This window comes from Microbacterium sp. LKL04, from assembly GCF_900102005.1.
Classification (GTDB): Bacteria; Actinomycetota; Actinomycetes; order Actinomycetales; family Microbacteriaceae; genus Microbacterium.
In genome coordinates this window covers 639,676-660,418 of record NZ_LT627736.1, presented here as the reverse complement: position 1 = coordinate 660,418, position 20,743 = coordinate 639,676, and the positions used below count along the sequence as shown (strand labels likewise).

The following is a 20,743-nucleotide window of genomic DNA, read 5'->3' as shown; positions in this document are numbered from 1 at the left end:
CGACTCACCGAGACGATGTCCACTCCCGCAACCGTGCGAGCGGCCAGGTGGTGATGATCCGCTCCGCGGGAACACCCGCACGCTCCGCCCGGACGGCGCCATGATCCAGTAGCGACAGCTGACCGGGTGCATGCGCATCAGAATCGATCGAGAAGAGGCATCCGATCTCGAGGGCCAGCGCCACCAGGTCGTCGGGAGGATCCTCGCGCTCCGGTCGGGAATTGATCTCGACCGCGGTGCCATGCTCGGCGCAGGCCTCGAACACGGCCCGCGCATCGAACACCGACGGCGGGCGCGTGCCGCGAGAGCCCGACACGAGTCGCCCCGTCACGTGACCGAGGACGTCCACACGAGGGTCGGATGCGGCGGCCACGAGCCGACGCGTCATCGGCGCCCGTTCCATCCGCAGGGCGGAGTGCGCGGAGGCCACCACCACGTCGAGCGTGCGCAGCAGATCATCCTCCTGGTCGAGGGAACCGTCGTCGAGGATGTCGACCTCGATCCCGCTCAGCAGCGTGAACGACTCATCCGCGAAGCCCGGGATCACTGCGAGCTGTTCACGCAGCCGCTCGGCTGACAGTCCGCGCGCGACCCGCAACCGCGGCGAGTGGTCGGTCAGCGCGAGGTACTCGTGTCCGAGAGCGCGTGCCGCATCGACCATCAGGTCGATCGAAGTCAGCCCGTCGGACCATTCGGAGTGGGCGTGGAGGTCACCGCGAAGCAGCGAGCGCAACTGAGACTGCTCGATGGGTGCGACCCGGTTCCGCAACTCGGCCAGGTAGGCCGGCACCTCACCGGAGAGCGCCTCGGCGATGACCTTGTAGGTGGAGTCGCCGATGCCCTTGCGCGATCGGAGGCGGCCGACGTCCGCACGCTCGTCGGCGTTCAGCCCCGCGAGCGTGTCGGCCGCGGCACGGAAGGCCTTGGACTTGTAGCGCGAAGCGCGGTCGCGCTCGAGGAGCTCCGCTATCTCGGTGAGCGCCTCGATCGGGTCCATCGTCTGCTCAGCGTCCGCTCGCCGAGACCCAGGCGTCGAGCTTGGCGCGCGCGGCGCCGGAGTCGACGGCGGCGCCGGCCTCTGCGTACGCGTCGGCGAGCCGTTCGACGAAGGGACGCTGCAGCTCGGCGGCATCCCGGAACAGGCGGTACGACACGATCCCCGCGGCCGCGTTCAGAAGGACGATGTCGCGCACCGGCCCCGCCTCGCCGTCCAGCACCCGCCGGACGATCTCGGCGTTGTGAGTCGCGTCGCCGCCCAGCAGGTCCGCGATGTCCGCGCGAGGGATGCCGAGATCGCGGGGATCGAGATCGTGCTCACGAACGTCGCCGCGGCTGATCTCCCACACCCGGCTGTGGCCGGTCGTCGTGAGCTCGTCCAGGCCGTCGTCGCCGCGGAAGACCAGCGCGGTCGCTCCGCGAGTCTGGAAGACACCGGTGATGAGCGGGACGCGGTCGAGGTGGGCGACGCCGACCGCGTTCGCCTCGGCCCGTGCCGGGTTGCAGAGCGGCCCGAGGAAATTGAAGACCGTCGGGATGCCGAGCTCGGCGCGTGTCGGTCCCGCGTGCCGGAAGCCGGGGTGGAACGCCGACGCGAAAGCGAACGTGATGCCCACCTCGTCGAGTACCTCGGCGACGCGCTCCGGGGACTGGGTGAGGTCGACGCCGAGTGCCGCCAGCACATCCGACGAGCCCGATTTCGAGCTCGACGCGCGGTTGCCGTGTTTGACCACCGGGATGCCGCTGGCCGCCACCACCACGGATGCGGTCGTGGACACGTTCACGGTCCCGTAACGATCACCGCCCGTGCCTACGATGTCGAGCACATCCGCGCGGACCGGGAGGGGTACCGCCGCCTCGAGGATCGCGTCGCGGAACCCGACGATCTCGTCGACGGTCTCGCCCTTCGCGCGAAGTGCCACGAGGAAACCGGCGAGCTGCGAAGGCGTCGCGTCCCCCTGCATCACCTGGCGCATCGCCCAGGTGGATTCGGACACGCTGAGGTCCTTCCGGTCCAGCACCGTGGTGAGGATCTCGGGCCAGGAGTACATGTCCGCCATGACCCCCGATCCTACTCAGCACTCTGACAGCCGACTCCCGGCGGGCCCATCGACCGCCCTGACGCCACGGAAAGACGGAAGTACCTTCAGGAATGCGAAACCCTCCCCCAACATCGGCCATAATGGGGAGTGTGACGACCACTCCCGCGACATACAACCAGGCGCTGCGTTCGGTGAAACGACCGGACCCCGTTGCCGTCGGCACGATCGTGTGGCTGGGCAGCGAGGTCATGTTCTTCGCCGGCCTCTTCGCCATCTACTTCACGATCCGCAACACCTCGCCGGAGCTGTGGGCCAGCCGAACCGAGCTGCTGAACGTGCCCTTCGCGGCCGTCAACACGCTCATCCTGGTGCTGTCGTCGTTCACCGCGCAGGCCGGCGTGTTCGCCGCCGAGCGCTTCCAGCCCTACCGCCGCGGATCAATCTGGAACTTCCGCCAGTGGGGCATGGTCGAGTGGTTCTACCTGACCTTCATCATGGGTGCCGTCTTCGTCTCCGGCCAGGTGTGGGAGTACGCCACGCTGGTCGCGGAAGGGCTGCCGATCAGCGCGGATTCCTACGCTTCCGCCTTCTACATCACAACCGGTTTCCACGCCCTCCACGTGACGGGTGGCCTCATCGCCTTCCTGCTCATCATCGGGCGTGCATTCGCGGTCAAGAACTTCGGCCGGAAGGAGATGACCTCCGCGATCGTCGTGTCCTACTACTGGCACTTCGTCGACGTCGTGTGGATCATCCTCTTCGCCGTCATCTACTTCATCCGGTAATACAGAGCGGAGCTGAGTTCCTCAATGGCATCCAAGACCCCGCGTCGGCACACGGGCCGTCGCAGCAAGTGGGCGGCCGCCGCTCTGATCGGCGTCGGCCTGCTGCTCACGGGTGGCATCTACGCCGGCGCGTCCGCGGCGATGGCCTCGACCTCCTCCACCGACTCGGCTTCAACGCTGACCGTCGAGGATGGCAAGAAGCTGTTCCAGGCGAACTGCGCGACGTGCCACGGCCTCGATCTCGAGGGCACGGAAGACGGCCCGTCGCTCTACGGCGTCGGTGAGCTGTCGGTCGAGTTCCAGGTCTCCACGGGCCGCATGCCGCTGCAGGCCCAGGGTCCCCAGGCTCCGCAGAAGGCACCGCAGTTCACGGAAGACCAGATCAAGGCGATGGCCTCGTGGGTCCAGTCCGTGGCTCCCGGCCCGACGTACCCGGACAAGCGGATCCTCGACGGCGAAGGCGACCTCACCGAGGGTGCGGAGCTGTTCCGCATCAACTGCGCGATGTGTCACAACGTCGCCGCAGCAGGTGGCGCGCTGACCGAGGGCAAGTACGCCCCCGCGCTGACGAAGACCAGCCCCCTGCACATCTACGCGGCGATGGTCACCGGCCCGCAGAACATGCCCGTGTTCAACGACATGACCATCACGCCCGACGAGAAGCGCGACATCATCTCGTCGTTGATGTACCTGCAGAAGAGCGAGCCGGTCGGTGGCTTCACCCTCGGATCCCTCGGTCCGGTCTCCGAAGGCCTGTTCATCTGGATCTTCGGCATCGGCACGCTGATCGGCATCTCGGTGTGGATCACCGCGAAGTCCAACTGATTTAACACTGACGAAGAGAATTCCAGGACGAGGAGCACAATGTCACACGAGGAAGAGCCGCAGGCGCTCGAGAAGGCTCACCGGCCTTCGTCGGGACTCGTCGTCGCGGTCGCCGACCCCGTGCAGAACCCCGGTCTGCCGCCCCACCGCGAGCGGATGACCGACAAGGACCCGGCGGCGATGAGCCGCGCGGTCCGCACCGTCTACACGCTGTTCTACATCTCACTCGCTGCGAGCCTCTGGGCTGTCGCCGCGTACATGCTCTTCCCGATCGAGAGCGGCAACTTCGGAGACATCCGGAGCAACAACCTCTTCATCGGCCTCGGGATCGGGTTCGCTCTTCTGACCATCGGGATCGCGGCGATCCACTGGTCGAAGGCGATCATGCCCGACAAGGAGCACATCGAGGCCCGTCACTCGACCCGCGGCAAGGAGTCGACGCGCGAAGCCGCCGTCGACGTCTTCCGCCAGGCGAACGAGGAGTCCGGCTTCGGGCGTCGCACCGCGATCCGAGGCGGCCTCATCGCTGCGGTCGTCGCATCGATCGTCCCCGGCGTCACGCTCTTCCGCGGTCTGGCTCCGCACTCCTCCGAGGAGAACCCGCTGGCCGGTGACCCGGTCGCACTTCTGAAGCACACGATGTGGAAGGAAGGCGAGCGCCTGGCGCACGACCCCTCCGGCCTTCCGATCCGCGCGGCTGACGTCGCCCTGGGCTCGGCCGTCCATGTCATCCCCGAGTCCCTCAAGGATCTCGGTCACCTCGAGGGCTACCTGGAGGAGAAGGCGAAAGCGATCGTCCTCCTCATGCGGTTGCTCCCCGAGCAGCTCCCCGCCGAGTACAACCGCCTCGACTGGTCCTATGACGGGATCGTGGCGTACTCGAAGGTCTGCACGCACGTCGGATGCCCCGTCGCGCTGTACGAGCAGCAGACCCACCACCTTCTCTGCCCCTGCCACCAGTCGCAGTTCGACGTGTCGCGCGGTGCCGAAGTCATCTTCGGCCCGGCCGCACGGCCGCTCCCGCAGCTGCCTATCGCGGTGGACGCAGAGGGCTACCTCGTCGCGAAGAGCGACTTCGAAGAGCCCGTTGGGCCCAGCTTCTGGGAGCGTCATTGAGCACCTCGACTGAATCAGCGCCGGCTACCGCTCTCGCCACGCCGGCCGAAAAGCCCCTCGGCGGCCGGTTCATCGGCGCGACGGCGAACTACATCGACGAGCGCACGAGCATCTCGGGCCTCGTCAAGGAGATCGGTCGCAAGATCTTCCCCGACCACTGGTCGTTCATGCTCGGCGAGATCGCTCTGTGGAGCTTCGTCGTCGTCTTCCTGTCGGGCTCGTTCCTGACCTTCTTCTTCGAAGCATCGATGGCTCCGACGCACTACAACGGCGCCTACGTTCCGTTGCGCGGTATCGAGATGTCCGCTGCGCTCGAGTCGACGCTGAACATCTCGTTCGACCTGCGCGGCGGTCTCCTGGTTCGTCAGATCCACCACTGGGCGGCTCTGCTGTTCATCGCGGCCATCGGCGTGCACATGCTCCGCGTGTTCTTCACGGGTGCATTCCGCAAGCCGCGCGAGCTCAACTGGGTGATCGGCTTCGTGCTGTTCATCCTTGCGATGGCGCTCGGCTTCACGGGTTACTCGCTGCCCGACGACCTCCTCTCGGGCAACGGGCTCCGCATCATCGACGGCATGATCAAGGGCCTCCCGCTCATCGGTACCTGGACCTCGTACCTCCTCTTCGGCGGCGAGTTCCCGGGTACGGCGATCGTCGGCCGTCTGTACACGCTGCACATCCTGCTGCTGCCGTTGATCCTCATCGCCCTGATCGCAGCCCACCTGATGCTGATGATCATCAACAAGCACACGCAGTTCGCCGGCCCCGGCCGCACGAACGACAACGTCGTGGGCTACCCGATGGTCCCGGTCTACATGTCGAAGATGGGCGGCTTCCTGTTCATCACGTTCGGTGTCCTGGTGCTCATCGCCTCGATGTTCACGATCAACCCGATCTGGAACTACGGACCGTACGACCCCTCCCCCGTTTCCGCGGGTACCCAGCCTGACTGGTACATCGGATTCGCCGACGGAGCGCTGCGTCTGGCGCCGTCCAACCTCGACCTGGTGCTGTTCGACCACACCTTCTCGTTTGGGATCCTGTTGCCGGTCGCCGTGCTCGGCGTGTTCATTGTGCTCGTCGCGATCTACCCCTTCATCGAGGCGTGGGTCACCGGTGACAAGCGCGAGCACCACATCGCACAGCGCCCCCGTCACGCCCCGACGCGCACTGCGATCGGTGTGGCCGGTGTGATCTTCTACGCCGTCCTGTGGGCCGCCGCCTCGTCGGACATCATCGCGACGCACTTCCACCTGACGATGGAAGGCGTGATCCACTCCCTGCAGGCGCTGCTGTTCATCGGTCCGATCGTCGGATACTTCGTCACGAAGCGCATCGCGATCGCCCTGCAGAAGAAGGATCGCGAGATCGCGCTCCACGGCTACGAGTCGGGTCGCATCGTCCGCCTGCCCGGCGGCGAGTACATCGAGGTCCACCAGCCCGTCGACGCCTACGAGCGTGTGAAACTGATCGACTTCGAGGTTCACGAGCCCCTCGTGGTTCGTCCGAACGACAACGGTCGCATCCCGTGGCACCAGAACGTCCGCGCCTCGCTGTCGCGGTGGTTCTTCGAAGACCGTCTGTCCCCGGTCACGCAAGCCGAAGTGGATGCCGCGATCGATCACCAGCACCACGAGCTCGAGCACATCGACCACGAGGAGCAGGAAGAGATCCGTGGCGCGCACGAGCGTGCCGGCGCGGTCGATGCCCCGCTCCACCCGATCGATGACGGCCACAACCCGGAGACGGCCAACCGTCCGTCGAACATCATCGTGGTGGACGAGGACTCCAACAAGAAGAACGACCGCCCGAGCGACTGACCGCTCTGGCAGGAAAGCGGCGGGGTCTGACCGAGAGGTCGGACCCCGCCGCTGTTGTTCCTGCGTAGCGTCGATGACATGACCCTCTCCCCCGCAGTCGTCCTGTCCTACTTCGAGACGAAGCTCCTCGTCGAGACCGACCCGAGTGATGTCTACGCGGCCCAGCACGCGAGCGATCCGTTCGTGCTCGTCGACGTGCGCAACGGCGAGGCCTGGGATCAGGGGCACGCCGCAGGCGCGATCCACATGCCCCACCGTGAGATCGCGTCGCGTGCCGTGAGCGAGATCGCGTCGCATATCCCTGTAGTCGTCTACTGCTGGAGCCCGGGGTGCAACGGCGGGGCGCGGGGCGCCGCGGAGTTCGCGCGTCTCGGCTACTCAGTACGGGAGATGATCGGTGGATTCGAGTACTGGGCGAGGGAGGGACTCCCCGTCGAGGACGTCAACGGGCCGCTCCCCCGCCGATTCGATCCTCTGGTCATGCCGGTCCGCGCGGAGCGCTGACACGACCGCACGTTCAGCGACCCGGTCTCGGAGAGCGCTGCCTGCCGACGCGTGAGCACCCGGAGATCCGCCCAACCGCGGGAGATGATCGGACCCCGCGCTCAGGGCCCTTGCGCTGGGCCCAGCGGGGCTCTCAGCAAGGTCCTCCCCGCTCCTGAACACCGCTCATCAGGACTGGGCCGCCTGGGGGCTTTTCCGCGGCCTACGAAAGACCTCCGAGGGCCTACGAACGAAGCCGCCCGCCACGTCTTGTGGCGGACGGCTTCGTTGAGGCGACGTGGTAATCGACGCCCGGAAACGCATGACTCAGCGGGCGAAGTAGCCCCGGTAGTACTCGTAGACCCAGCCCACGATGGCGACGACGAAGATGCCGACGCCGATCGGGATCATGAACTCGCCGACGGCGAGGCCGATGAAGGCGATCGCGGCCGAACCAGCGAGGACGAGAGGCCACCAGGACCAGGGCGAGAACTCGCCCATCTCGGGGTCGCCGTCATCGATGTCCGCCGTGAGCGAGTCCTCAGGAAGCGTGCCGCCCTGAGCCTTCTCGACGCGGCTCGAGTAGAACGCGATCATCGCGGCCATCATCGTCACGAAGACGAGGCCCACGGACCCGACCCACTCGATCCGGTTGAACACCGGCAGCTGCGGGTGGGCGAGGATGTTCCAGCCGACGTACACGACGGCGACGAGGGCGAAGAATGCCGCCAGCACCCACCAGAGGTTGACGTTGGTCTTCACTTACTTGACCTCACCGTTCGACAGATCGACAACCGGAGCGTCGGGCGCGTCCTTCGCGGGTCCCACGCCCACCGGGATGCCGGCTTCGGGGTGGTTCAGGTCGAAGGCCGGGCGTTCGCTGCGGATGCGCGGGATGGATGTGAAGTTGTGTCGCGGCGGCGGGCAGCTGGTCGCCCACTCGAGCGATCCGCCGTAGCCCCACGGGTCGTTGACCGTGACGCGAGGTGCGGTGCGTGCCGTGATCCAGACATTCAGGAGGAACGGAACCATGGATGCCGCGAGGATCATCGAACCGATTGTCGAGACCTGGTTCTGCCACGTCCAGCCGTCCGCTGCCGAGTAGTCGGCGTAGCGGCGGACCATGCCGTCCGCACCCAGCCAGTGCTGAATGAGGAAGGTCATGTGGAAGCCGATGAACAGGAGCCAGAAGTGGACGAGGCCGAGGCGCTCGTTCAGCATCTTGCCGGTCCACTTGGGCCACCAGAAGTAGAAGCCCGCGAACATCGCGAACACGACGGTTCCGAAGACCACGTAGTGGAAGTGCGCGACGACGAAATACGAGTCCGATACGTGGAAGTCGAGCGGCGGCGACGACAGGATGATGCCGGTCAGACCACCGAAGACGAACGAGACGAGGAAGCCGAGCGCGAAGACCATCGGGGTCTCGAAGGTGATCGAGCCTCGCCACATCGTGCCGATCCAGTTGAAGATCTTCACGCCCGTCGGGACGGCGATGAGCATCGTCATCAGCGCGAAGAACGGCAGGAGGACGGCGCCGGTCACGTACATGTGGTGGGCCCACACGGACACCGACAGGGCAGCGATGGCGATCGTCGCGTAGACGAGCGTCTTGTATCCGAAGATCGGCTTCCGGCTGAACACCGGGAAGATCTCCGACACGATGCCGAAGAACGGCAGCGCGATGATGTAGACCTCGGGGTGTCCGAAGAACCAGAAGAGGTGCTGCCAGAGCAGGACACCGCCGTTGGCCGGGTCGTAGATGTGAGCGCCGAGGATGCGGTCCGCCGCAGCGGCGAAGATCGCTGCAGCGAGCACCGGGAAGGCCATCAGGATCAGGATGCTGGTGACCAGGGTGTTCCAGCTGAAGATCGGCATGCGCCACATCGTCATGCCGGGAGCACGCATCGTCATGATCGTGGTGATGAAGTTGACGCCACCGAGGATCGTGCCGAAACCACTCATGCCGAGACCCAGCATCCACAGGTCACCGCCGGCGCCGGGGCTGAAGCTCTCGCCTGCCAGCGGCTGATAGGCGAACCATCCGAATGCCGCTGCACCCTGCGGGGTGAGGAAGCCGGCGACGGCGATGGTCGAGCCGAAGGTGAACAGCCAGAAAGCGAAGGCGTTCAGACGCGGGAACGCGACGTCGGGGGCACCGATCTGCAGCGGCAGCAGCGCGTTCGCGAAGCCCGCGAAGAGCGGCGTCGCGAACATCAGCAGCATGATCGTGCCGTGCATCGTGAACAGCTGGTTGTACTGCTCCTTCGTCGGCACGATCTGCATGCCGGGCTCGAAGAGCTCGGCACGGATGATCAGCGCCATGACGCCACCGAGCATGAAGAACAGCACCGAGGCGATCAGGTACATGTACCCGATCGTCTTGTGGTCCGTGGAGGTGATCCACTTGACGACGATGTTGCCCTTGTGCTCGACGCGCGAGCTGCTGAGGAGCGCAGCCTGGCGAGGGGGAAGCGTGGGGGCCGGAGGTGCGATGGTGGCCATCAGTTGTGCTCTCCCTCAGCGGCGGGCGCGCCGGTGCCGGGCGCGTTCTGTTGCCGGTCGAATGCGTCGTCGATGTCGCCGGTCTGACCCTTGGCCTTCAGCGACGCGATGTAGGTCTCGTACTCGGACTCGGAGACGACCTTCACGTTGAAGAGCATCATCGAGTGGTACTGGCCGCACAGTTCGGCGCACTTGCCGACGAACGTGCCTTCCTTCGTGGGCTCGAAGGACCAGTAGTTCTCGCGGCCGGGGTACATGTCCTTCTTGTAGAGGAAGTCCACGATCCAGAACGAGTGGATGACGTCACGCGATTCGAGCTGGAGCGTGACCTTCTTGTTCACGGGCAGAACGAGCTCGGGGATCTCGTTGGTGATGTTGCCTTCGGCGTCGGTCTGCGCCTGGACGCCCATGGTCCACACCGGGTCCTGCGGCTCGTCGCAGTTGTTGCCGTTGTACTGGAAGTCCCAGGCCCACTGCTTGCCGATGGCGGTGACGCACACATCGGGGTTCTCGTACTGCGTCTCGAGGATCGCCTGGTCACGCGCGGTGAAGGCGAAGAAGCCGAGGACGAGGATCACCGGAGTGATCGTGAAGAACATCTCGATCGGCATGTTGTAGCGCAGCTGGACGGGAAGACCCGACTGCCCCTTGCGGCGACGGTAGGCGATCGCCGCCCAGCCCATGAGGGCCCAGGTGATGACGCCGACGGCGAGGACGACGATCCAGGACGTGGTCCAGAGGCCCGCGATCATCGACGTGTGGTTCGTCGCCTGCCCGCCTCCCTCATCGAAACCGGGGAGGAAGCCGTTCGCTGTTGTGGGGCTGCACGCCGCGAGCGTGACCGCGGAGGCGATCGCAAGCGGGAGGGCTACCCAACGGAGTCGGCGGTTGACGCGCACGGTGCACCTTTCGGGGACATGAAGGTCAGACTCATGCCAGTCTAGGGCAACCTCTTACGGGATTCCGGCCATCCGCTCAGGATGCCGGGGCCACGGAGGGAACCCGGGATGGATCAGTGGAAGCTGTCGCCGCAGGCGCAGCTGCCCGCAGCATTCGGGTTGTCGATCGTGAAGCCCTGCTCCGAGATCGTGTCCTTGAAATCGATCTTCGCGCCGTCGAGGTAGGGCACCGACATGTCGTCGACGATCACCTCGACACCATCGAAGTCGACGGTCTGGTCGCCGTCGAGGTAACGCTCGTCGAAGTAGAGCTGGTAGATGAGACCCGAGCATCCGCCGGGCTGCACGGCCACCCGCAGACGCAGGTCATCGCGGTTCTCCTGCGAGAGCAGGCTCTTCACCTTGTCGGCCGCTGCCTCGGTGAGGGCGACGCCGTGTGCGGGAACGGTCTCGGTGGACTGCGTGGCGATGTCGGTCATGACTCTCCCCATGGTCGGGCCGCCAGTGCTCTTCAGGAACGGGGGCGGCGTGCTGACTCGATTCTACGTCGCGTCGCGCGGTCTGGTCGGGCGACGCGGGGATCCGCACGCGCGGATCATTCGGATGCGTCGAGGGATTCCAGCAGGAGCGCTTCGGAGAGCAACGCGTGACGGAACGTGTCGACGTGGAGCGACTCGTTCGGGCTGTGCGCCCGCGCGTGGGGGTCTTCCACTCCGGTGACGAGAATTTCCGCGCCCGGGAACTCCCGGACGAGATCCGCGATGAACGGGATGGACCCGCCCACGCCGATGTCGACGGGGGTCCGTCCGTATCCGCTCTCCAGAGCGGCCCGCGCCTTCTCAACCGCGGGGCCTGAGGTGTCGACGAGGAACGGGTTGCCGAAGTCGACGTCACGGAAGCTCAGGCGCGATCCGAACGGCGCGTGCGCGCGCAGGTGCGCCTCGATCGCGTCGAACGCCTCGGACGCGGCCTGTCCGGGCGCCACGCGGGTGCTGATGACCACCGTGACCTTCGGAGACAGGGTGTTGGACGCGTTGCGGACGCTGGGCGCATCGATTCCCGTGATGGTGATCGAGGGCTTGTTCCAGATCCGGCTCAAGATCTCGTCACGCCCGATGGGCGATACGCCTTCCGGCAGTCCGGCTTCGCTTCGAAGGGTCTCCTCCGAGTACGGCGGGGTCGCGGCATCCCGGGACGTCAGACCCTCCACCGCAACGGCTCCATCTTCGTCCCAGAGGGTCGCCAGCAAGGTCACCGCCGCCATCATGGCGTCCGGGACGGCGCCGCCGAACATTCCCGAGTGGGAGGCGTGGTCGAGCGTCTCGATGTCCAGGGTGAAGCGCGCGTTTCCCCGCAGCGACACCGTCAGCGCGGGAGTCTCGGAGTCCCAGTTGCCGGAGTCGGCGACGACGATGACGTCGGCGCGGAGTGCGTCGGCGTTGTCGTTCAAGAACTGCGCGAACGATGCCGAACCGGCCTCCTCCTCGCCCTCGAAGAACAGGTTCACGCCCAGGTCGAAGTCATCGCCGAGCGTGGCTCTCAGGGCGCGGAGAGCTCCGATGTGGGCCATGATCCCGGCCTTGTCGTCTGCGGCGCCGCGGCCGTAGATGCGGCCGTCGCGCAGCGTCGGCTCGAACGGCGGGGACTCCCACAGCGATTCGTCGCCGACCGGCTGGACGTCATGGTGGGCGTACAGAAGGATCGTCGGCCGACCGTTGCGGGGCGCGCGCGTCGCGAGGACGGCCGGCATCCCCTCCTCCCCCGTCTCGGGGATGACGGCGGTCTTGATCTCGACGCGCTCGAAGATACCGAGATCGTCCACGAGCGCCTTCACCGCTTCGGCGCTGCGCTGCACCTCAGCACGGTCGAAGCCGGGGAAGGCGACGGACGGGATGCGGACGAGGGCTCCCAGATCGGCGAGGGCGGCGGGGACCTGGGTGAGGGCCGCCTCCCGCACCGCAGCGGACCGGGTCGTGTCGGAGGTCATGCGGGTAATCTTATGTCGCACGCCTTTTTCGCCGATTCCGAGGAACCGCCCCGTGGCAAAGACACCGCCCCCCGCCGACACCGCCCCCGACGCACCCGTCGGCTCGGGAAAGAACCGCCCGACGCCCACGCGCGCCGAGCAGGAAGCGGCGCGCAAGCGGCCTCTCGTCGCGAACACGAAGGAGGCGCGCGCCCGCGCGAAGGCCGAGCTCGCCGCGCAGCGGGAGAAGGCCCGCGTCGGCATGGCGAACGGGGACGAGCGGTACCTGACTCCCCGCGACCGAGGCCCCCAGCGCCGGTTCGCCCGCGACTACACCGACGCCGGATGGCACTTCGGTGAGCTCATCATGCCGCTGCTGGTGATCGTCATCCTCTTCGCGCTCGTTCCGAACACGGCCATCGTGTTCTACGCCTACGTCGGGCTCTGGGCCTACCTGCTCTTCGTGGTCGCCGACATGGCGCTGCTCTCGCGCAAGGTGAAGAAACTCGCCGCTGCCAAATGGGGCGACCGCCGCGAGAAGGGCCTCGGCTGGTACGCCGCGATGCGGTCGGTGCAGATGCGCTTCATGCGTCTGCCGAAGCCGCAGGTCAAGCGCGGCGAGTACCCGAACTGACCTCACGACGAAGGGCCCGCACGAGATCGTGCGGGCCCTTCGTCGTTGCGGCAGGATGCCGCGTCTCAGCGCACCAGGCCTCGGTTGAGCTGTCGTCCCCACAGCGGTCCGCGGTAGACGAACGCGCTGTAGCCCTGGACGAGGTCGGCGCCGGCCGCGAGCCGCTCCCGGACGTCGTCGGCCGTCTCCACTCCCCCGGCGGCGATCACGCAGAACTCGGCGGGGACTGCCGTGCGGACCCGACGGAGCACCTCGAGCGAGCGTTCGCGCAAGGGCGCGCCGGAGAGTCCGCCCGCGCCCATGGCCTCGACCTGATCGGCATCCGTCGTCAGCCCACTCCGGGCGATCGTCGTGTTCGTTGCCACGATCCCCGCGAGACCGGCGTCGACCGCCATCGTCGAGATGCCATCGATCTCCTCGTCGGAGAGGTCCGGGGCGATCTTCACCAGCAGGGGCGTGTCGCCGGCGGCATCCTTCACGGCCGTCAGCAGCGGCCGCAGGGTCTCGACGGCCTGCAGCCCGCGCAGTCCGGGTGTGTTCGGCGACGACACGTTGACCACGAGGTAGTCGGCGACGGGTGCGACGAGTCGCGTGCTCGCGACGTAGTCCGCCGTCGCGTCGGCGACGTCGACGACGCGGGACTTGCCGATGTTCGCGCCGAGGACAGGGCGCCGACGACGGCGGCGCATGCGGGCGAGCCGCTCGGCGACCACGGCCGCGCCCTCGTTGTTGAATCCCATGCGATTGATGAGCGCGCGATCGGCGGGCAGGCGGAACAGCCGCGGACGCGGGTTCCCGTCCTGCGGAATCGCGGTGACCGTCCCCACTTCGATGTGCCCGAACCCGAGGGCGTGCAGCCCCAGAGCGCCGATCGCGTTCTTGTCGAACCCGGCGGCGATGCCGAAGGGCGAGTCGAAGACGAGACCGAGGGCCTCGGTCCGGAGCTCCGGATCCGGCCTGGTCAGCCCGCGAGCGACCGCGGAGAACGGGGGCACCGCGGCGAGGCGGATGACCGCCATTCCGAGGTGGTGGGCGGTCTCGGGGTCGAGCCGGCGCAGGACGAGGTCGAAGAGGAGTCGATACATCGGCTCCCAGCCTAGAGGCGGCGCTCGCGTGGTTCGCTCAGGCGTCCTGTCGCGGGGCGCGCTGCGCCTGGTCCGCCCGCAGGAGGGCGATCGCCGCATCGAAGTCGTCGAGGGTCTCGAACGCCTGGTAGACGCTGGCGAAGCGGAGGTAGGCGATCTCGTCGAGTTCGCGGAGCGGCCCGAGGATCGCGAGACCGATCTCGTTCGTGTCGATCTGCGAGACACCTGTCTGGCGGACGGATTCCTCGACCGCCTGGGCGAGCATCGCGAGGTCCGCCTCGGTGACGGGGCGGCCCTGGCAGGCTTTGCGGACTCCCGACATGACCTTCTCGCGACTGAAGGACTCGATCACACCGGATCGCTTGATGACGTTGAGACTCGCGGTCTCGATCGTGGAGAACCGACCGCCGCATTCGGGGCACTGACGGCGGCGGCGGATGCTCAAACCGTCGTCGCTCGTGCGCGAGTCGATGACACGGGAGTCGGAGTGGCGGCAGAACGGGCAGTGCATGGCGGCATCCAGCCTACGCGTCGAAGCGCGCCGTGACGGCTTCGCCGTGTGCGGGCAGCACCTCGGCGTTCGCGAGCGTCACGATGTCGCGGTGGACCGTCTGCAGCGCCTCGCGGTCGTAGGCGATCACCTGCTGCGGCCGGAGGAAGGTGGATGCCGACAGGCCCGACGCGTACCGGGCCTGACCACCGGTCGGGAGGACGTGATTGCTGCCGGCGAGGTAATCGCCGAGGCTCACGGGGGTCCACTGCCCGACGAAGACCGCGCCCGCGTTGACGTACTCCTCGGGACGGGGGTCGCGCAGGTGGAGTTCGAGGTGCTCGGGAGCGTAGGCGTTGCTGAAGGCCGTGGCCGTCGCGATGTCGTCGACGAGCACGACGGCGGACTGGGGGCCCGCGAGCGCCTGAGCCACGCGCTCCGCATGGTGCGTGGCCGCGGCGCGCTTCTGGACCTCGGCCACGACGGCCTCGGCGAGCGTCGCCGAATCGGTGACCAGGACGGCGGCAGCCTGCTCATCGTGCTCCGCTTGGCTCACGAGGTCGGCCGCGACGAGGCGGGCATCGGCCGAATCGTCGGCGACGATGAGGATCTCCGTCGCACCGGCCTCGGAGTCGGTGCCCACCATGCCCGCCACGACGCGCTTGGCGAGGGCCACGAAGTTGTTGCCGGGCCCTGAGATGACGTCAACGGGGGCGAGGTCGATGGCGGGAACGCCGTGCGCGTAGGCGCCGATGGCCCCTGCCCCTCCCATCGCGTAGACCTCGGTCACCCCGAGGAGTTTGGCGGCCGCGAGGATGACGGGGTGCACCCGGCCGTCGTGGTCGCGCTGAGGCGGAGAGGCGAGCGCGACCTGCTGAACGCCTGCCACCTGCGCCGGAACCACGTTCATGACGACGCTCGACGGATAGACGGCCTTCCCTCCCGGGACGTAGACGCCGGCGCGACGGACCGGACGCCAGTGCTGCTCGACGCGGGCACCGGGACCGATCTCGGTCACGACCGGAGCCGGCACCTGCGCGGCGGACGCCAGTCGTACGCGACTGATCGCGTTCTCGAGCGCGGAGCGGATGCCGGGATCGAGGGACGCGAGCGCCTCGTCGAGGTGCGCAGCGGGTACACGGACAGCGTGACCGTCGACGCCGTCGAAGCGAGAGGCCTGCTCGCGGAGCGCGGCCTCGCCCCGCTCCGCGACGTCGGCGACCACAGCGGCCGCCGTGGCGAGCGCCTCGTCGCGGGCAGCCGTGGCCCGGGGAACAGCGGCGAGGAGGTCGGTCGGCGTGACGGCGCGACCCCGGAGGTCGATCGTGCGGAGCATCCCTCCAGGCTACCGGCGGCTCAGCCCCGTGTGACGCCCGAGACGTCGGTCAGGTACCCGATCCGGCCGTCCTCGTGACGGACGACGAACGAGTCGCCGCGGTCTTCGATGACGAGCGCCCAGGCCGTCGGGCCGACACGGAAGAGCGGCGCGCCGTTCTCATCGACGACATCACGCTCGACCGGCGCGAGGGCCCAGAACGCCTGATGCGCCGATGCGGAAGCCGGTGCGGGCTCGTCGTCCTCCACCGGCGCTCCGAAGGGGGTCGGGTCGGGCTCGACCTCCGGCGCCGCCATCGTGAATCGTGCGTCCGAGAGAGGACGCGCGACCACGGGACGCGCACGACGAGCCACGCGGTGAGCGGGCGCCTCGGCCCGGTGGAGGAAGTCCTCGTGGAACGGCGGGATGAACGGTGCGAAGACCGTCAACGCGACCCCGGCGGCCATCAGGAGGACCTCGACCCAGACCACCCAGCTGCTCAGCCAGACACCGGTGGCGGCACCGCGGGCGATGTTCGTCCACAGCCAGCTCAACCAGAGGACGGCGGAGACGGAGAACGCGACGGAGGCGAACTGGTCGACGCCGAGGGAGCCCACGCGGCGGATGCCGTCCGGCGAGAACCGGCGAAGGGTGATGAGGAACACGGCGACTGTCGGTGCGGCGATCGACAGGACCCAGTCGATGCCCGAGGTCCAGACCGACCCGCCGCCGAGGAGGCGGGTGAATTGGTTGTCGCCGTAGAGCGGGAAGAACGAGAAGAGGAACGCCAGCGCCCACACGCCCAGGAGCGAGACCTCGCGAAGGGAGAAGGGGCCGATCCCGTACTGCGGCGGGATGTGGCCCTCACCGGATGCCGCTGCGCCGGATTCGAGCGCGGCAGGTGACCCCGTCACGGCGGGGTCGTCGACGACCGTCTCGGCCTCGACGGGCTCCGAGGCGGGCGCGTCGGCGTCAGCCGTGGCATCCGTCGAGAAATCGTAGGCTTCGGTCTCACGATCGAGGCCGTTCGCGTCGACGGCGGCGGTGTCGGGAGCCCGGACCACCGTGACGTCGAGGTCCTCGACGGTGCTTCCGGCGTCGTCGGGCGACTCGGGGTTCGTCTTCTGGTCGGTCACGGTGCTCCTTCCGAACAGCGCGGATCAGCGCCGCCTGCGATCCTACCCGCGTCGGCCCTGCGGATCAGCCCGCGCGACACGGCCTGTCGCACTCGCTCAGCCGAGGCACTGCGGACCGAGCAGCCCCTTCAACTCGCCGTACAGGTCGACGGTGACGCCTACCTGCGCCGGCACCTCGAAGACCTTCGCGACGCCGCCCTTGTGCAGCTTCAGCGTCACCTCCGTCGTCCCGGGGTGACGGTCGAAGACTGCCGCGAGCTGCCCGATCGTCGTCTCGGTCGCGCGATGCTCGGGCAGCAGCAGGACGAGCGGACCCGCGGCATCCACCGATCCGAGATCCGGGACGAATGCCGACTGGCCGTGCAGGTTGCGACCGTCGTCGCGCTGCGAAACGCGCCCTCGGACGACGAGGATCGAGTCGGCGACGAGCATCGACTGGAACTCGGTGTACGTCTTGCCCATGAACATGACGGTCACCTCGCCGTCGAAGTCCTCGACGGTGATCATGCCGTAGGGGTTGCCGCTCTGCTTGGCGACGCGGTGCTGGACGCTCGTGACGAGGCCTGCGACGGTGACGATGTCGCCGTCGGAGATGTCCTCAGAGACCAGCAGGTCGTGGATGGACGTCGACGCGTGCTTCGCGAGCGGGATCTCGAGACCCGCCAGCGGATGGTCCGAGACGTAGAGGCCGAGCATCTCGCGCTCGAAGGCGAGCTTGTCCTTCTTCGTCCACTCGGGCCGTTCCGGCACGCGTGCGACCTGCTGCGGCTCGTCGTCGTCCCACAGACTGTCGAAGTCGAACCCGACCTCGCCGTTGGCCTCACGGCGCTTGTCGAGGACGGCCTGCTCGACGGCGTCCTCGTGGATTTCCATGAGGGCACGCCTCGTCGACCCGAGCGAGTCGAAGGCCCCGGCCTTGATGAGCGACTCCACGGTCCGCTTGTTCGCGACGTGGACCGGGACCTTGCCGAGGAAGTCGTGGAAGCTCGCATACGGACCGTCCGAGCGGGCCGACACGATCCCGTCGACGACGTTCGTCCCGACGTTGCGGACGGCGCCGAGGCCGAAACGGATGTCCTCACCGACGGCGGCGAAGAACCGGATGGACTCCCCCACGTCGGGCGGCAGCACCCGGATGCCCATGCGGCGGCACTCGTTGAGGTACACCGCCATCTTGTCCTTCGAGTCGCCGACGCTCGTGAGGAGGGCGGCCATGTACTCGGCGGGATAGTGCGCCTTGAGATAGGCCGTCCAGTAGGAGACGAGGCCGTAGGCGGCCGAGTGGGCTTTGTTGAACGCGTAGTCCGAGAAGGGGAGCAGGATGTCCCACAGCGACTTGATCGCCGCCTCGCCGAAGCCGCGCTCCTTCATGCCGCCCGAGAAGCCCTCGTACTGCTTGTCGAGCTCCGACTTCTTCTTCTTGCCCATCGCGCGACGCAGGATGTCCGCCTGGCCGAGCGAGAAGCCGGCCACCTTCTGCGCGATCGCCATGACCTGCTCCTGGTAGATGATCAGGCCGTAGGTGGTGTCGAGGATATCGCGGAGCGGCTCTTCGAGCTCGGGGTGGATAGGGGTGATCGGCTGCACGCCGTTCTTGCGGAGCGCGTAGTTGGTGTGCGAGTTCGCGCCCATCGGACCCGGGCGGTACAGCGCGATGACGGCCGAGATGTCCTCGAAGTTGTCCGGCTTCATGAGGCGTAGCAGGGACCGCATCGGGCCGCCGTCGAGCTGGAACACACCCAGGGTGTCGCCGCGGCTCAGGAGGTCGTACGCCGCTCGGTCCTCGAGTTCGAGGTGCTCGAGGTCGAGCTCCTCACCGCGGTTGGTGCGGATGTTGTCGAGGGCGTCCGAGATGATCGTGAGGTTTCGGAGCCCGAGGAAGTCCATCTTGATCAGGCCGAGGGTCTCGCACGACGGGTAGTCGAACTGCGTGACGATCTGGCCGTCCTGCTCGCGGCGCATGATCGGGATGATGTCGATCAGCGGCTCGCTCGACATGATGACGCCGGCGGCGTGGACGCCCCACTGGCGCTTCAGGCCCTCGAGCCCGAGGGCGCGGTCGAAGACCGTCTTCGCGTCGGGATCGGTGTCGACGAGCGAGCGGAACTCGCTGGCCTCCTTGTAGCGCGGGTGCTTGGAGTCGAACATGCCGCCGAGCTCCATGTCCTTGCCCATGACGGGCGGCGGCATGGCCTTCGTGAGTCTCTCGCCCATGGAGAACGGGAAGCCCAGGACGCGACCGGCATCCTTCAGTGCCTGCTTCGACTTGATGGTCCCGTAGGTGACGATCTGCGCGACGCGCTCGGACCCGTACTTCTCGGTCACGTAGTCGATGACCTCGCCGCGGCGACGGTCGTCGAAGTCGACGTCGAAGTCGGGCATCGACACGCGGTCGGGGTTCAGGAACCGCTCGAAGATGAGTCCGTGCTCGAGCGGGTCGAGGTCGGTGATGCGCATCGCGTAGGCGACCATCGAGCCGGCACCGGAGCCACGGCCGGGCCCGACGCGGATGCCGTTGTCCTTCGCCCAGTTGATGAAGTCGGCGACGACGAGGAAGTAGCCCGGGAAGCCCATCTGCAAGATGATCCCGGTCTCGTACTCGGCCTGCTTGCGGACACGGTCGGGGATGCCGCCCGGGTACCGGTAGTGCAGGCCCGCCTCGACCTCTTTGATGAGCCAGCTGTCCTCGGTCTCGCCGTCGGGGACGGGGAAGCGCGGCATGTAGTTGGCGGAGGTGTTGAACTCCACCTCGCAGCGCTCGGCGATGAGCAGCGTGTTGTCGCACGCCTCTGGGTGGTCGCGGAAGAGCTGGCGCATCTCCTGCGCCGTCTTGATGTAGTACCCGTCGCCGTCGAACTTGAAGCGGTTGGGGTCGTCGAGCGTCGAGCCGGACTGGACGCACAGGAGCGCCTCGTGCGCGTCGGCCTCATGCTGGTGCGTGTAGTGGGAGTCGTTGGTGGCGACCAGCGGGATGCCGAGATCCTTCGACAGTCGGATGAGATCGGTCATGACGCGGCGCTCGATCGACAGACCGTGATCCATGATCTCGGCGAAGTAGTTCTCCTTGCCGAAGATGTCCTGGAACTCGGCGGCGGCGGCGCGTGCCGCGTCGTACTGGCCGAGCCGCAGACGGGTCTGCACCTCACCCGAGGGACACCCTGTCGTGGCGATGAGTCCCTTGCCGTAGGTCTGCAGGAGGTCGCGGTCCATGCGGGGCTTGAAGTAGTAGCCCTCGATGCTCGACAGTGAGCTCAACCGGAAGAGGTTGTGCATGCCCTCGGTGCTCTGACTCCACATCGTCATGTGGGTGTACGCACCCGAACCCGAGACGTCGTCGCTCTTCTGGTCGGGCGATCCCCACGCCACGCGCGATTTGTCGCTGCGGTGCGTGCCGGGCGTGACGTACGCCTCGAGACCGACGATCGGCTTGACGCCCGCTGCCTTGGCAGCGCGATAGAACTCGAACGCCGCGAACGTGTTGCCGTGGTCGGTGACGGCGATCGCCGGCATCCCGTAATCAGCGGCGGCCTGCGTCATCGCGCCGATCTTCGCGGCCCCGTCGAGCATCGAGTATTCGCTGTGGACGTGCAGATGAACGAAGGAGTCGGATGCCACGGATCGAGTCTACGTTCCGCCTCGGACAGG

18 protein-coding genes are annotated in these 20,743 nt (G+C 67.3%); 6 read left to right on the top strand and 12 right to left on the bottom strand.

The window, feature by feature from the left end; translation table 11 throughout:
• Window positions 1–4: 4 nt before the first annotated feature.
• Window positions 5–997 carry a PHP domain-containing protein gene (locus BLP38_RS03260; protein ID WP_091352832.1) on the bottom strand — a complete coding sequence of 331 codons (993 nt, stop codon included), beginning with the start codon at window positions 995–997 and terminating at the stop codon, window positions 5–7.
• A gap of 7 nt (window positions 998–1,004) precedes the next feature.
• The gene (gene trpD / locus BLP38_RS03255; RefSeq protein WP_091352829.1) at window positions 1,005–2,057 is read right to left on the bottom strand and encodes an anthranilate phosphoribosyltransferase; all 1,053 of its coding nucleotides are present in this window, start codon (window positions 2,055–2,057) and stop codon (window positions 1,005–1,007) included.
• 122 nt (window positions 2,058–2,179) lie between these two features.
• Here trpD and ctaE point away from each other — a divergent pair, with 122 nt between their 5' ends.
• From ctaE to BLP38_RS03230, 5 genes are all read left to right on the top strand, one after another.
• Complete coding sequence (gene ctaE / locus BLP38_RS03250) at window positions 2,180–2,824, top strand: aa3-type cytochrome oxidase subunit III (RefSeq protein ID WP_091352826.1); 645 nt, start codon at window positions 2,180–2,182, stop codon at window positions 2,822–2,824.
• Between the two features lie 24 nt (window positions 2,825–2,848).
• Window positions 2,849–3,649, top strand: coding sequence for a cytochrome bc1 complex diheme cytochrome c subunit (gene qcrC / locus BLP38_RS03245; protein WP_091352823.1), 801 nt, complete (start codon window positions 2,849–2,851; stop codon window positions 3,647–3,649).
• A 39-nt stretch (window positions 3,650–3,688) separates the two neighbouring features.
• Complete coding sequence (qcrA, locus tag BLP38_RS03240; RefSeq protein ID WP_091352821.1) at window positions 3,689–4,765, top strand: cytochrome bc1 complex Rieske iron-sulfur subunit; 1,077 nt, start codon at window positions 3,689–3,691, stop codon at window positions 4,763–4,765.
• Entirely contained in the window at window positions 4,762–6,585 is a 1,824-nt protein-coding gene (gene qcrB / locus BLP38_RS03235; protein WP_091352818.1) for a cytochrome bc1 complex cytochrome b subunit, read from the top strand. The genes qcrA and qcrB overlap by 4 nt, the downstream gene beginning before the upstream one ends.
• A gap of 78 nt (window positions 6,586–6,663) precedes the next feature.
• Window positions 6,664–7,089, top strand: a complete 426-nt coding sequence (locus BLP38_RS03230) for a rhodanese-like domain-containing protein (RefSeq protein ID WP_091352815.1) — start codon at window positions 6,664–6,666, stop codon at window positions 7,087–7,089.
• Between the two features lie 306 nt (window positions 7,090–7,395).
• Here the strand turns inward: BLP38_RS03230 and BLP38_RS03225 are convergent, their stop codons facing one another.
• From BLP38_RS03225 to BLP38_RS03205, 5 genes are all read right to left on the bottom strand, one after another.
• Entirely contained in the window at window positions 7,396–7,830 is a 435-nt protein-coding gene (locus BLP38_RS03225; protein ID WP_091352812.1) for a cytochrome c oxidase subunit 4, read from the bottom strand.
• Window positions 7,831–9,573 carry an aa3-type cytochrome oxidase subunit I gene (gene ctaD / locus BLP38_RS03220; RefSeq protein ID WP_065570793.1) on the bottom strand — a complete coding sequence of 581 codons (1,743 nt, stop codon included), beginning with the start codon at window positions 9,571–9,573 and terminating at the stop codon, window positions 7,831–7,833.
• Window positions 9,573–10,472 (bottom strand): aa3-type cytochrome oxidase subunit II, encoded by a 900-nt coding sequence (ctaC, locus tag BLP38_RS03215; RefSeq protein WP_091352809.1) that lies wholly within the window; start codon window positions 10,470–10,472, stop codon window positions 9,573–9,575. The genes ctaD and ctaC overlap by 1 nt, the downstream gene beginning before the upstream one ends.
• Before the next feature lie 113 nt (window positions 10,473–10,585).
• Window positions 10,586–10,951, bottom strand: coding sequence for an iron-sulfur cluster insertion protein ErpA (gene erpA, locus BLP38_RS03210; protein ID WP_091352806.1), 366 nt, complete (start codon window positions 10,949–10,951; stop codon window positions 10,586–10,588).
• A gap of 116 nt (window positions 10,952–11,067) precedes the next feature.
• Window positions 11,068–12,459 (bottom strand): dipeptidase, encoded by a 1,392-nt coding sequence (locus BLP38_RS03205; protein ID WP_091352802.1) that lies wholly within the window; start codon window positions 12,457–12,459, stop codon window positions 11,068–11,070.
• 52 nt (window positions 12,460–12,511) lie between these two features.
• Between BLP38_RS03205 and BLP38_RS03200 the strand changes: the two genes are divergently transcribed.
• Window positions 12,512–13,072, top strand: coding sequence for a DUF3043 domain-containing protein (locus BLP38_RS03200; protein WP_091352799.1), 561 nt, complete (start codon window positions 12,512–12,514; stop codon window positions 13,070–13,072).
• Window positions 13,073–13,137: 65 nt separating this feature from the next.
• Here the strand turns inward: BLP38_RS03200 and BLP38_RS03195 are convergent, their stop codons facing one another.
• The 5 genes from BLP38_RS03195 to dnaE form a co-directional block, all read right to left on the bottom strand.
• Window positions 13,138–14,157, bottom strand: a complete 1,020-nt coding sequence (locus tag BLP38_RS03195; protein ID WP_091352795.1) for a quinone-dependent dihydroorotate dehydrogenase — start codon at window positions 14,155–14,157, stop codon at window positions 13,138–13,140.
• 37 nt (window positions 14,158–14,194) lie between these two features.
• Window positions 14,195–14,668 (bottom strand): transcriptional regulator NrdR, encoded by a 474-nt coding sequence (gene nrdR / locus BLP38_RS03190; RefSeq protein ID WP_091352791.1) that lies wholly within the window; start codon window positions 14,666–14,668, stop codon window positions 14,195–14,197.
• Between the two features lie 13 nt (window positions 14,669–14,681).
• Window positions 14,682–15,983 (bottom strand): histidinol dehydrogenase, encoded by a 1,302-nt coding sequence (gene hisD / locus BLP38_RS03185; protein WP_091352787.1) that lies wholly within the window; start codon window positions 15,981–15,983, stop codon window positions 14,682–14,684.
• A gap of 20 nt (window positions 15,984–16,003) precedes the next feature.
• Window positions 16,004–17,098, bottom strand: coding sequence for a hypothetical protein (locus tag BLP38_RS03180; RefSeq protein WP_091352782.1), 1,095 nt, complete (start codon window positions 17,096–17,098; stop codon window positions 16,004–16,006).
• Window positions 17,099–17,194: 96 nt separating this feature from the next.
• Window positions 17,195–20,713 (bottom strand): DNA polymerase III subunit alpha, encoded by a 3,519-nt coding sequence (gene dnaE / locus BLP38_RS03175; protein ID WP_091352777.1) that lies wholly within the window; start codon window positions 20,711–20,713, stop codon window positions 17,195–17,197.
• Between the last annotated feature and the right edge of the window lie 30 nt (window positions 20,714–20,743).